The organism is Pseudomonas sp. PA-4-8C, from assembly GCF_021606625.1.
Taxonomy (GTDB): Bacteria; Pseudomonadota; Gammaproteobacteria; order Pseudomonadales; family Pseudomonadaceae; genus Aquipseudomonas; species Aquipseudomonas lactis.
Map to the genome: position 1 here is coordinate 1 of NZ_WKCD01000164.1, position 12075 is coordinate 12075.

17 protein-coding genes are annotated in these 12075 nt (G+C 61.3%); 16 read left to right on the top strand and 1 reads right to left on the bottom strand.

Going from position 1 to position 12075, the window contains the following annotated elements; translation table 11 throughout:
- The 16 genes from fliJ to GIW04_RS20560 all read left to right on the top strand — a co-directional run.
- Positions 1-422, top strand: a 422-nt coding sequence (gene fliJ / locus GIW04_RS20485; protein WP_236479158.1) for a flagellar export protein FliJ, incomplete at its 5' end; no start/stop codon positions are given.
- A 183-nt stretch (positions 423-605) separates the two neighbouring features.
- Positions 606-911: an STAS domain-containing protein gene (locus GIW04_RS20490; RefSeq protein ID WP_120248414.1), complete on the top strand. Its 306-nt coding sequence runs from the start codon at positions 606-608 to the stop codon at positions 909-911.
- Positions 908-2626: a fused response regulator/phosphatase gene (locus GIW04_RS20495; RefSeq protein WP_120248413.1), complete on the top strand. Its 1719-nt coding sequence runs from the start codon at positions 908-910 to the stop codon at positions 2624-2626. Before GIW04_RS20490 ends, GIW04_RS20495 begins: the two co-directional genes overlap by 4 nt.
- Before the next feature lie 30 nt (positions 2627-2656).
- Positions 2657-3013 carry an Hpt domain-containing protein gene (locus tag GIW04_RS20500; RefSeq protein ID WP_003192950.1) on the top strand — a complete coding sequence of 119 codons (357 nt, stop codon included), beginning with the start codon at positions 2657-2659 and terminating at the stop codon, positions 3011-3013.
- A 160-nt stretch (positions 3014-3173) separates the two neighbouring features.
- The gene (locus GIW04_RS20505) at positions 3174-4457 is read left to right on the top strand and encodes a flagellar hook-length control protein FliK (RefSeq protein ID WP_003192948.1); all 1284 of its coding nucleotides are present in this window, start codon (positions 3174-3176) and stop codon (positions 4455-4457) included.
- A gap of 262 nt (positions 4458-4719) precedes the next feature.
- The gene (gene fliL / locus GIW04_RS20510; protein ID WP_003192946.1) at positions 4720-5220 is read left to right on the top strand and encodes a flagellar basal body-associated protein FliL; all 501 of its coding nucleotides are present in this window, start codon (positions 4720-4722) and stop codon (positions 5218-5220) included.
- A gap of 9 nt (positions 5221-5229) precedes the next feature.
- A complete protein-coding gene (gene fliM / locus GIW04_RS20515; protein WP_003192943.1) occupies positions 5230-6198 on the top strand; it encodes a flagellar motor switch protein FliM in 969 nt (322 codons plus the stop codon).
- Positions 6199-6241: 43 nt separating this feature from the next.
- Positions 6242-6709, top strand: coding sequence for a flagellar motor switch protein FliN (gene fliN, locus GIW04_RS20520; RefSeq protein WP_003192941.1), 468 nt, complete (start codon positions 6242-6244; stop codon positions 6707-6709).
- Between the two features lies 1 nt (position 6710).
- Positions 6711-7145 carry a flagellar biosynthetic protein FliO gene (gene fliO / locus GIW04_RS20525; protein ID WP_236479160.1) on the top strand — a complete coding sequence of 145 codons (435 nt, stop codon included), beginning with the start codon at positions 6711-6713 and terminating at the stop codon, positions 7143-7145.
- Positions 7145-7888, top strand: coding sequence for a flagellar type III secretion system pore protein FliP (gene fliP, locus GIW04_RS20530; protein ID WP_003192937.1), 744 nt, complete (start codon positions 7145-7147; stop codon positions 7886-7888). The genes fliO and fliP overlap by 1 nt, the downstream gene beginning before the upstream one ends.
- A gap of 4 nt (positions 7889-7892) precedes the next feature.
- Positions 7893-8162, top strand: a complete 270-nt coding sequence (gene fliQ, locus GIW04_RS20535) for a flagellar biosynthesis protein FliQ (RefSeq protein ID WP_003192936.1) — start codon at positions 7893-7895, stop codon at positions 8160-8162.
- A 4-nt stretch (positions 8163-8166) separates the two neighbouring features.
- Positions 8167-8952: a flagellar biosynthetic protein FliR gene (fliR, locus tag GIW04_RS20540; protein WP_003192935.1), complete on the top strand. Its 786-nt coding sequence runs from the start codon at positions 8167-8169 to the stop codon at positions 8950-8952.
- Positions 8953-8955: 3 nt separating this feature from the next.
- Entirely contained in the window at positions 8956-10092 is a 1137-nt protein-coding gene (gene flhB / locus GIW04_RS20545; RefSeq protein WP_236479161.1) for a flagellar biosynthesis protein FlhB, read from the top strand.
- Between the two features lie 526 nt (positions 10093-10618).
- On the top strand, positions 10619-10843 hold the full coding sequence (locus GIW04_RS20550) for a hypothetical protein (protein WP_120248410.1): 225 nt from the start codon (positions 10619-10621) through the stop codon (positions 10841-10843).
- A 17-nt stretch (positions 10844-10860) separates the two neighbouring features.
- Complete coding sequence (gene cspE, locus GIW04_RS20555) at positions 10861-11064, top strand: transcription antiterminator/RNA stability regulator CspE (RefSeq protein ID WP_120248409.1); 204 nt, start codon at positions 10861-10863, stop codon at positions 11062-11064.
- A 144-nt stretch (positions 11065-11208) separates the two neighbouring features.
- On the top strand, positions 11209-11418 hold the full coding sequence (locus GIW04_RS20560; RefSeq protein ID WP_034136110.1) for a cold-shock protein: 210 nt from the start codon (positions 11209-11211) through the stop codon (positions 11416-11418).
- A gap of 156 nt (positions 11419-11574) precedes the next feature.
- On the opposite strand, the gene GIW04_RS20565 is transcribed toward GIW04_RS20560, so the two are convergent.
- Positions 11575-11829 carry a DUF6124 family protein gene (locus tag GIW04_RS20565; RefSeq protein ID WP_034136109.1) on the bottom strand — a complete coding sequence of 85 codons (255 nt, stop codon included), beginning with the start codon at positions 11827-11829 and terminating at the stop codon, positions 11575-11577.
- Positions 11830-12075 lie beyond the last annotated feature (246 nt).

A 12075-nucleotide genomic window follows, 5' to 3' on the forward strand; every position in this document is an offset into this window, starting at 1 on the left:
CCCCAGTGGTGGACATGGCCGAAAAGGCCGAGAAAGCCGCCGTACAGCGCCTTGGCTACTTCCAGGGCCAGGTGCGTTTGGCCCAAAGCAAGCTGGGCGACCTGGAGCGCTTTCGTGGCGAGTACCAGCAACAGTGGATCGAGCGCGGCAGCCAGGGTGTGTCCGGCCAGTGGCTGATGGGATACCAGGGCTTTCTCAATCAGCTTGAAACCGCCGTTGGTCAGCAACGCCAGAGCCTGGCCTGGCACGAGGCCAACCTCGACAAAGCCCGCGAGGCCTGGCAACAGGCGTTTGCCCGGGTCGAGGGGCTGCGCAAACTGGTGCAGCGCTACATCGACGAAGCGCGCGCCATCGAAGACAAGCGCGAGCAAAAGCTGCTCGATGAATTGTCCCAACGCCTTCCCCGCCCAGAACAGTTCTAATCGGCACTACAAACCCAGTGTGGGAGCTGGCTTGCCTGCGAAAGCGGTGGTTCAGTTAAAGATTCCGTGGCTGACACGCCGCCATCGCAGGCAAGCCAGCTCCCACAGTTGATTCGCTGTGTTGCTCAGATGCTCTTCAGCTGCTACACCTTGTGTCTAGTGCAACGACAAGGAAGCAGTCACATGACAGTCGAGTCAGAAGTATCCCTGGACGGGAAGAAGTTGACGATCGCAATCAAGGGCCGGTTCGATTTCGGCAGCCACCAGGCGTTTCGGGAGGCCTACGAGCGTTTCTACAAGGTCCCCGAGATCTATATCGTCGATCTCAAGGAGGCCACCTACATGGACAGTTCAGCCCTCGGCATGCTGCTGTTGCTACGTGATCATGCCGGCGGCGATGACGCCGAGGTCCGCGTGACGAACAGCAACTCCGACGTTCGCAAGATCCTCGCCATCTCCAACTTCGACAAGCTGTTCGACATCAGTTGAGCGCCTTGGCCCCGGTCCTTGAAGCGCTGACCATCCTGATCGCCGAAGACAGCGCCGCCGACCGCCTGTTGCTGGCGAGCATCATCCGCCGCCAGGGCCATCAGGTGCTGACTGTCAGCAATGGCGCCGAAGCGATTGAGGTGTTTGCCCGTGAGCGCCCGCAACTGGTGTTGATGGACGCGCTGATGCCGGTGATGGACGGCTTTGAAGCCGCGCGGCAGATCAAGCAATTGGCGGGGGAGGCGCTGGTGCCGATCATCTTCCTCACCTCGCTGCGCGAAAGCGAAGCCCTGGCCCAGTGCCTGGACGCCGGTGGCGATGACTTTTTGCCCAAGCCCTATAACCCCTTGATCCTGGCGGCGAAGATCAACGCCATGGACCGCCTGCGCCGCCTGCAGGCCACGGTTTTGCAACAGCGTGACCTGATCGCCAAGCATCACGAACACCTGATGCATGAACAGCGGGCGGCCAAGGCGGTGTTCGACAAGGTCGCCCATTCCGGTTGTATCAACGCCGCGCCGAATATTCGCTACCTGCAATCGCCTTATGCGCTGTTCAACGGTGACTTGTTGCTGGCGGCCTACACGCCATCGGGTGACATGCACGTGCTGCTCGGGGATTTCACCGGCCATGGCCTGCCGGCCGCCATCGGTGCCATGCCCCTGGCCGAAGTGTTCTACGGCATGACCGCCAAGGGCTACGGCCTCACGCAGACCCTGCGGGAAATGAACGCCAAGCTCAAGCGCATCCTGCCGGTGGACATGTTCTGCTGCGCCACCTTGCTGTGCCTGAGCGCCCAGCGGCGGGCGGTGGAGGTGTGGAACGGCGGCATGCCCGAAGGCTATGTGCATGAAGTTGCCACCGGCAGGCGCACGCCGTTGATGTCGCGGCACCTGCCCTTGGGGGTGTTGTCGGCAGAGGCGTTCGATGACAGCACCGAAGTCTGGCCCATGGCGTTGGGCGACCGGGTGTTTTTGCTCTCCGATGGTGTGCTGGACACCGCTGACGCCAACGATCAACTGTTCGGCGCCGAGCGCTTGCAGCAGGTGTTCGCCGCCAACCGCGAGCCTGACCGCCTGTTCGAGGACATCGAGCAGGCCCTGGCGGCCTTTCGCGGCCAGGCGCGCGATGACGTCAGCATGGTCGAGATCACGTTGCAGGCAGGCCAGCCCTTGCGGGCGGCCGAGCCGATGTATGCTGACAGCGGCCAGTCGTGCCCGCTGGATTGGTCGGTGAGTTTCGAATTTCGCGCCCAGACCCTCAGAACCTACAACCCGCTGCCGTACCTGCTGCAACTGCTGCTGGAGATCCACGGCCTGCGTGAGCAGGGTGGGGCGCTTTACAGCGTGATGGCCGAGCTGTATTCCAACGCGCTGGAGCATGGCGTGCTGGGCCTGGATTCACGGCTCAAGCGCGATGCCCAGGGGTTTGCGCAGTATTATCGCCAGCGCCATGAGCGGCTGGCGCAGTTGGACAGCGGTTACGTGCGCGTGCATGTGCAGGTGGTACCCACCGACAAGGGCGGCAAATTGACCTTGCGCGTCGAAGACAGCGGGCAGGGTTTTGATGTGGAACAGGAGCTGGCCCGCCCCGTGGACATCGACCGTCTGTCTGGTCGGGGTCTTAGCCTGGTGCGTCAACTGAGCAGCGCTGTAGGCTGGTCCGATGGCGGGCGCAGTGTCTGCGTGGAGTTTTGTTGGGAGGCTCTGGCATAATCCGCCGATTCTTGATCAAGGAGCGAGCAAGTGGCTGAGATTCATTTGGACCCCGACGTGTTGTCGGACTTGCAGGAAGTCATGGAGAGCGAGTACCCGACGTTGCTCGACACCTTTATCGAGGACTCGCAAGAGCGCGTCGCAGCACTGCGCAAGGCTGGAGGCGACGCCAAAACGTTGGGGCGGATTGCCCACAGTTTCAAAGGCAGCAGCGGCAATCTAGGGGCGGTGCGTTTGGCCCAATTGTGTGAGTTGCTGGAGGCCGAGGCCGTCGAGGCGGCCTCGGATCTAGGTGCACTGGTTGATCAGATTGATCATGAGTTCGCGCTGGTCAAGCCACTGTATGAATGTAGGAGCGAGCTTGCTCGCGAAAAACGTCAACGATAACGCGTACTTCCTGGATGAATGCGGCGCCTGTGAGTTTTTCGCGAGCAAACTCGCTCCTACATTGAATCGGATATGTCCAGGCATTTTGTAAACCTGGCCCGACTCTTGCTCTACCTCCATAGACTGCATCCCCGACCCCATGCAGTGGAGACCCTTACTTATGCCAGTCGCCCCCCATTCGCTCCTTCAGGCTGCCACCGCGGCCAAGCCTCAAGCGCCGGCCGCCACGCCTGCGGTAGCGCCTGCGGCCCCGCGGGACAAGGGCGCTGGCTTCGCTCAAGTGTTTGCCAAGCAAGCTGCCAAACCGCAGGCCAAGAGCGACGACGCGCCAGCCAAACCCGTGCGCGACAAAGCGGCTGAAGCCAGCGATAAACCTGCCGCCAGCGCGCCAGCGGTTGCCGATAGCGGCAATCCCTTGCCTGCCAAGCCGGCCAAGAGCGACGACAGCGCAGACAGTGAAGGCGAGCCACCGGCCGACCCGTCCCTGGCGCAGCAACCGGTGGCCGACCCGGCGCTGGTTGCCACCGTAACGCCGGTGGCGGTCCCTGTGCCCGTACAAGCGCCTGCCGTCGCTGCCGAAGATGACCAGGCCCTGCCGCTCATCGCGGTGACCGAGGAGCCCAAGCAGCCGGCCTTCGACCCCGAGGCTGACCCGCTGGATTCGATGCCGGCCGTGCGCCTGGCGATGGAGCAGGGCGGTCACGTCTCGGCCAGCAGCCAGGCGCCGCAGAAAGCCGCGCCCACCACCCAGGACCAACCGACCGCTGCGCAGAACTTTGCCGCTGGCCTAGCCAACATGGTTGACCAGCAAGCCACCAAGGACAGCACCGACCAAGGCGGTGACAAGGCCTTCGGCGCGCTGATCGATGACGGCCTCAAGGACCTCAAGAACGCCAGCAGCGACACCCGTGTGGACGACTTCGCCAACCGCCTGGCGGCGCTCACCCAGGCGGCCACACCGAAAACCGCGAATGCCTTGCCGCCCGTCACCAATGCGCCCCTGGCCATGCACCAGAGCGGCTGGACCGAAGAGGTGGTCAACCGCGTGATGTACCTGTCCAGCGCCAACCTCAAGTCGGCCGAGATCCAGTTGCAGCCCGCTGAGCTGGGGCGCCTGGATATCAAGGTCAACATGACGGCGGATCAGCAAGCCCAGGTCAACTTCATGAGCGGCCATGCGGTGGTGCGTGAAGCGCTGGAGAGCCAGTCGGGGCGTTTGCGGGAGATGTTTGCCCAGCAGGGCATGGGGCAGGTGGATGTGAATGTCTCCGACCAATCGCGGGGGCAGGACCAGCAGCAACAGCAGGGCCAGGCGCGGGGCGTCAGTGGCAGCGGCAGGCGTGCTGACAGCGGCGACGCCGGTGGCCCTGTGGACGTGGCCGAAGTGGCGGCGCCAGTGAGTCAGAGCGTGATTGGCTCCAGCGCGGTCGACTACTACGCCTGACTTCCTGTTCAAACCCGGTCAGTGTGGGAGCTGGCTGATCGTTCCCACGCTCTGCGTGGGAATGCCACCCCGGACGCTCCGCGTCCCGAAGTCGGCGATGTTTTCGACCGTTGCGCACGGTGACGCGTAGCGTCACAGGATGCATTCCCACGCAGAGCGTGGGAACGATCATCTTCCTGCGCCTGCCAGCCAACTCTGGCATAACACTTGCTCTTGCCTTGCCATAGATCTACGAATCCCCGAATAGTGACGGATTATTGGCATGGCGAAGAGCGACGACGCAGCAACTCCCCCCGCAGGCAAAGGCAAGCTCAAGCTGATCCTGTTGATTGTGCTGGGCCTGCTCCTGGCCATCGGCGCCTCGGTGGGCGGCACCTGGTACATCATGCACAGCAGTGCGAGCAAACCGGCGCCCGCCGCCGAAGCTGCCACCAACGTCAAGCAACCGGCAATCTTCGAGCAGATGCTTCCGGCCTTTGTCGCCAACTACAACCAGAATGGTCGCCAACGCTATCTGCAGGTGAGCATCACCTTGCTGGCGCGCAACCAGGCGGACCTGGATGCCCTCAAGGTGCATATGCCGGTGATCCGCAACAACCTGGTGATGCTGTTCTCCGGGCAGAGCTTCGACAGCCTGGCCACGCCAGTCGGCCAGGAAATGCTGCGCCAGAAGGTCACTGCCAGCGTGCAGGAAGTGGCCCAGAAAGAACTCGGCAAAGTCGTGGTCGAGCAGGCGCTCTTCACTAACTTCGTATTGCAGTAGGATCACGACATGGCCGTGCAAGACCTGCTGTCCCAGGATGAAATCGACGCGCTGTTGCATGGCGTGGACGATGGTCTGGTACAGACCGAAATGGCTGCCGAACCCGGCAGCGTCAAAAGTTACGACCTGACCAGCCAGGATCGCATCGTACGGGGGCGCATGCCGACCCTGGAGATGATCAACGAACGCTTTGCCCGCTACACCCGCATCAGCATGTTCAACATGCTGCGCCGCTCGGCGGACGTGGCCGTGGGCGGTGTGCAGGTGATGAAGTTCGGTGAATACGTGCACTCGCTGTACGTGCCCACGAGCCTCAACCTGGTCAAGATCAAGCCATTGCGCGGCACTGCGCTGTTTATCCTCGACGCCAAACTGGTGTTCAAGTTGGTGGACAACTTCTTCGGTGGCGACGGCCGTCACGCCAAGATCGAAGGGCGTGAATTCACCCCCACCGAACTGCGCGTGGTGCGCATGGTGCTGGAGCAGGCCTTCATCGACTTGAAGGAAGCCTGGCAGGCGATCATGGAAGTCAATTTCGAGTACATCAACTCGGAAGTGAACCCGGCCATGGCCAACATCGTCGGGCCCAGCGAAGCCATTGTGGTGTCGACCTTCCACATCGAACTCGATGGCGGTGGCGGCGACCTGCACGTGACCATGCCGTATTCGATGATCGAGCCGGTGCGCGAAATGCTCGACGCCGGTTTCCAGTCCGACCTCGACGACCAGGACGAACGCTGGGTCAAGGCCCTGCGCGAAGACCTGCTGGACGTCGACGTGCCGCTGAGCGCCACCGTGGCCCGCCGCCAGTTGCGCCTGCGGGATATTTTGCACATGGCGCCTGGGGACATCATCCCCGTCGACTTGCCGCAAGAGCTGATCATGCGCGCCAACGGCGTGCCGTCATTCAAGGTCAAGCTCGGTTCCCACAAGGGCAACCTGGCGCTGCAAGTGGTTGAGCCGATCAACCGCCGCTGATTCAACCCTAATTCATGATTGTTTGCTGCGCCGAGGACATGTAATGGCTACCGAACACGAAAACACTTCCGCCGAAGACCAGGCCCTGGCTGACGAGTGGGCTGCGGCCCTGGAAGAAACCGGCGATGTTGGCCAGGACGACATCGACGCGCTGCTGGCCGCCGACGCCGCCACCGCGCCGGCTGGCAACCGCCTGGCCATGGAAGAATTCGGCAGCGTGCCGAAGAACAACGACCCGGTGAGCCTCGACGGCCCGAACCTGGATGTGATCCTCGACATCCCGGTGTCGATTTCCATGGAAGTGGGCAGCACCGAAATCAACATCCGCAACCTGTTGCAGCTCAACCAGGGCTCGGTGATCGAACTGGACCGCCTGGCCGGCGAGCCATTGGACGTGCTGGTCAACGGCACCCTGATTGCCCATGGCGAGGTGGTGGTGGTCAACGAGAAGTTCGGCATCCGCCTGACCGACGTGATCAGCCCGAGCGAACGCATCAAGAAGTTGCGCTGAGATGAAGTACTCGATGGCGGGACTGTTGCTGGCGCTGCCATTGAGCGCCTTGGCGGCTGAGCCGGTGGCGCAGGTGGCTGCGGCGCCAGCGGTCGGCAGCGTCGGCGGGCAGTTGACGCAACTGGTGCTGGGCCTGTTGCTGTTGATCGGCCTGATCTTCCTGCTGGCCTGGTTGATGCGCCGCGTGCAGCGCATCGGCCCGGGCAACGGCCAGGTGATAGAGCTGGTGGGCTCGCGCGCCCTCGGACCGCGTGATCGGCTGGTGCTGGTGCAGGTGGGCGAAGAGCAGATCCTGCTCGGCATCACCCCCGGCCGCATCACCCCGCTGCATGTACTCAAGACCCCGGTGGACGCGGTCAAGACCGAAGCCGCCACGCCAGAATTCGCCCAGCGCCTGATGGAGTTGCTGGGCAAGGATCAGAAGGATAAGAAGTAATGCGCGTTTTGTTGACGCTCATGCTGTTGCTGGCCGCGCCGATGGCCCTGGGCGCCGACCCGTTGTCGATCCCGGCGATCACTCTGGGCACCAACGCGGCGGGCGCGCAGGAATATTCGGTCAGCCTCCAGATCCTGCTGATCATGACCGCGCTGAGTTTTATCCCGGCGTTCGTCATGCTGATGACCAGCTTTACGCGGATCATCATCGTCTTCTCGATCCTGCGCCAGGCCCTGGGCCTGCAGCAGACGCCGTCGAACCAGATCCTCACCGGCATGGCGCTGTTTTTGACGTTGTTCATCATGGCGCCAGTGTTCGACAAGGTGAACCAGCAAGCCCTGCAACCTTATCTGGCAGAAAAGCTCACGGCCCAGGATGCCATCGACAAGGCCCAGGGCCCGATCAAGGACTTCATGCTGTCGCAAACTCGCTCCAGCGACCTTGAGCTGTTCATGCGCCTGTCCAAGCGCACCGACATCGCCACCCCGGACCAGGCGCCGCTGACCATCCTGGTGCCGGCGTTCGTCACCTCTGAATTGAAAACCGCATTCCAGATCGGCTTCATGATCTTTATCCCGTTCCTGATCATCGACCTGGTGGTGGCGAGCGTGTTGATGGCCATGGGTATGATGATGCTGTCGCCGTTGATCATCTCGCTGCCGTTCAAGATCATGCTGTTTGTGCTGGTGGACGGCTGGGCGCTGATTATTGGCACCTTGGCCGGCAGTTTCGGAGGGGTATAGCGCTATGACGCCAGAAGTCGCCGTCGACCTGTTCCGTGAAGCGCTGTGGCTGACCACCCTGATGGTCGCCGTGCTGGTGGTGCCGAGCCTGTTGGTGGGCCTGCTGGTGGCGATGTTCCAGGCGGCCACCCAGATCAACGAACAGACCTTAAGCTTCCTGCCGCGCCTGCTGGTAATGCTGGTGACTCTGATTGTCGCCGGCCCGTGGCTGGTGCAAACCTTCATGGAATACATCCTGCAGTTGTACGGCAGTATTCCGCAGTTGATCGGCTGAGCCGATGCAATCCTTGCTGGCCTTGACCGACACCCAGATCAGTACCTGGGTGGCCTCGTTCATCCTGCCGCTGTTTCGCGTCACGGCCATGCTGATGGCCATGCCGGTGTTCGGCACCACCCTGGTACCGCGTCGCGTGCGTTTGTATTTTGCCGTGGCGATCACCGTGGTGATCGTGCCTGGCCTGCCGCCGATGCCGCCGGTGAACGCCCTCGACCTGAGCGCCTTGCTGCTGATTGCCGAGCAGATCCTGATCGGCGCCATGCTGGGGTTTTCCCTCACGTTGTTCTTCCAGGCGTTTGTGATCGCCGGGCAAATCATCTCGATCCAGATGGGCATGGGCTTCGCGTCCATGGTCGACCCTACCAACGGGGTGTCGGCGGCGGTGATCGGGCAGTTTCTGACCATGCTGGTGACCTTGCTGTTTCTGGCCATGAACGGTCACCTGGTGGCGTTCGAAGTCTTGACCGAAAGCTTCACCACCTTGCCGGTGGGCTCGGGGTTGGTGGTCAACCATTTCTGGGAGCTGGTGGGGCGCCTCGGTTGGGTGTTGGGCGCAGCGCTGTTGCTGGTGCTGCCGGCGATCACGGCGCTGCTGGTGGTCAATATCGCGTTTGGCGTGATGACCCGTGCGGCGCCGCAACTGAACATCTTCTCGATTGGCTTCCCCTTGACCCTGGTGTTGGGCATGGGGATTTTCTGGGTCGGCCTGGCTGACATTCTCAATCAGTATCAACCGCTGGCGAGCGAAGCCTTGCAGTTCTTACGTGATCTGGCACGGGCGCGCTGAGCCATGGCCGAGAGCGAGAGTGGTCAGGACAAAACAGAAGACCCCACGGAGAAACGTAAAAAGGACTCCAGGGAAAAGGGCGAGATCGCGCGCTCCAAAGAGCTCAACACCTTCGCCACCATGATCGCTGGCGCAGGCGCCTTGCTGATCTACGGCGGTGGCCTGGCGCTGGACCTGCTGGAGATGATGAAGCACAACTTCAGCCTGCCGCGCGAAGTGTTGCTCAACCCCGACGCCATGGCCCAGTACCTGCTGCACTCGGGCAAGATCGCGTTGCTGGCGGTGCAGCCGATTCTGATCACCTTGCTGCTCGCCGCGCTGATCGGCCCGGTGGCCCTGGGCGGCTGGCTGTTTGCTGCGGGCAGCATGGCGCCCAAGTTCAGCCGCATGAACCCCGGGGCGGGGCTCAAGCGCATGTTTTCGGTCAAGGCCCTGGTGGAATTGCTCAAGGCCCTGGCCAAGTTTTTCCTGATTCTGTTCGTGGCCTTGGCGGTGTTGTCGTCCGACATCGACGACTTGTTGCGTATCGCCCATGAGCCGCTGGAGTCGGCGATCATCCACAGCGTGCAGGTGGTGGGCTGGAGCGCGCTGTGGATGGCCCTCGGGCTGATCCTGATCGCCGCCGTGGATGCGCCGATCCAGCTGTGGGAAAGCCACAAGAAACTGCTGATGACCAAGCAGGAAGTGCGCGACGAGCACAAGGACCAGGAAGGCCGGCCCGAGGTCAAGCAACGCATCCGCCAACTGCAGCGGGAAATGTCTCAGCGCAAGATGATGGCCTCGGTGCCCGACGCCGACGTGGTCATCACCAACCCGACCCACTACGCCGTGGCCCTCAAGTACGACCCCGAGAAAGGCGGCGCGCCGATGCTGCTGGCCAAGGGCAGCGACTTTACCGCGTTGAAAATCCGCGAAATCGCGGTGGCCAACGACATTCTGTTATTGGAGTCGCCAGCATTGGCGCGTTCGATTTTCTACTCCACCGATCTGGACCAGGAAATCCCGGCCGGCCTGTACCTGGCGGTGGCGCAGGTGTTGGCCTACGTGTACCAGAACCGCCAATACCGCGCCGGCAAGGGCAAGCGGCCTGATCCGCTCAAAGACCTGCCGATCCCGCCAGACCTGCGCCGCGATTCCTGACCGCTGCTGCCCACTGTAGGAGCGAGCTTGCTCGCGAAAAACTCCCCGTCGCCGCGTTCATCCTGACTCCCCGCGTTATCGTTACCCACCTTCGCGAGCAAGCTCGCTCCTACAACCTGTCAACTTTGACAGTAGCCAATACGCCGCCTTCACTGTTTGATACAGCGATGAGACGTGCAGCCCTGCACGACTCGGGAGGCGGTGATGGATAGGGGTACGGTCAGGTGGTTTGATGCGGTCAAAGGCATCGGCTTTATTGCCCGGGATCGCGATGGCAACCCGGTTGCCGTCCAATCGGCAGGCACGCAATGCAGTGACTTGCCACCCACCCCTGCCAAGCCGCGAAAACCCCGCAAGCGCAAGAAATCATCGGATGCATGAATCGTCTGCTGTTCCACCGCTACCACCCATCGGCAGCTCGCGTCTACCTGTCAACTCTGACAGTAGCCAAAGCTCGTTTCCCGTTGTTTTATGACCGCACCAGACACTGCACGTATGTAGTTAGCGAAAGGCAGGGAGAGCGGGATTGAGCGAGGTCAAAGGGACTGTCAAATCCTACGACTGGATCAGGGGCGATTGGCTGGTCGAATTGGATGAGGGGACAGAAGAGGTATTTATCAATCGCAATGATTGGCCTGATACAGCGCTGTCGGCGGGTAAGCGTCTGAGGTTTCAAATGGTCCATCGACCCGAGGGCATCTATGCGTTGCCCGTCAAGGTGCATCATCTAGGTGGATTGGGTTCTGAGTAAGTGAAAGGAGAGCGGCAATGGCAACGGGTACTGTGAAATGGTTTAACGCGGAGAAGGGGTTTGGTTTTATTGCGCCGGAGGATGGAAGTGCGGACGTGTTCGCCCATTACTCGGCAATTGCGTCGGCCGGGTACAAAAGCCTGGATGAGGGCCAAAAAGTAGAGTTTGACGTCACACAAGGTCCAAAAGGCCCACAGGCTGCGAATATACGGCCAGTTTAAAAACTGAATCACATGTGGGAGCTGGCTTGCCTGCGATGGCTGACTCACAGCCAATATCCATCGGCCCAAGGGTATCTATGCGTTGCCCGTCAGAGGGCATCATCGAGGTGGGTTGGGTTCTGAGTAAGGGTAAGGAGAGCGGCAATGGCAACGGGTACGGTCAAGTTCTACAACAAACCCAAAGGGTATGGGTTTATTACTCCGGACGACGGTGGAAATGACGTTTTTGTGCATGTTTTAGTAGTTGAACGTTCGGGTTTGCGAGAGCTTTCAGAAGGGCAAAAGGTGCAATACGATCTCGTAGTTGGGAGGGATGGAAAGGTCACTGCGGAAAATCTTCAAAGCTTGACGTAAATATTATTGATCGTTCCCACGCTCCCGCGTGGGAATGCATTGCGTGACGCTCTGCGTCGCCCTTGCGCAGTGCTCAAGTCGCGCGCCTGGCTCGGGACGCGGAGCGTCCCAGGCGGCATTCCCACGCGGAGCGTGGGAACGATCGAGGGGGCCGCGTTATCCGCTGTGTGCGGTGTCCAACATTCCGCCTTCACCGTGCAAGCGATCAGCCAGTAACTGCGCCAGTTCGATCAACTGCGCAACACCGAGCAATTCCTCTCGTTTCGAACCTTCCAAGTCAAAGGCCAGGTCACAGCTCAAGGCATTGGCCGAAGCGAGTGTTTCGCTGAGGTTGACCAGCAGGTCTTCGCTGCTGATGCCGTCGGCTACGGTAAACAGCCGGGTGGGGGGATTTGGGGTAGGTTTGATCACTGTGAAGCTCCTTATGAAAGTGAAGCCGCCACTGATCGCCGCGACGCGATGGAGGGTGGCAGCTGTACGCAGGTTCGCGGACCGGTGAAGGAGCAACCCGGCATACCCGAAGGTATCCCGCGCACAGCCGCCATAGCGCCGCACAGTAGACGATAAAAAACCGCTTACTGAAAGGGAGATGGTGCTTTTGCTCCGTTGTGAACCGGGCCGCGACGCCCGTCCGCTGCGTTTGCAGCGGTGTACGGA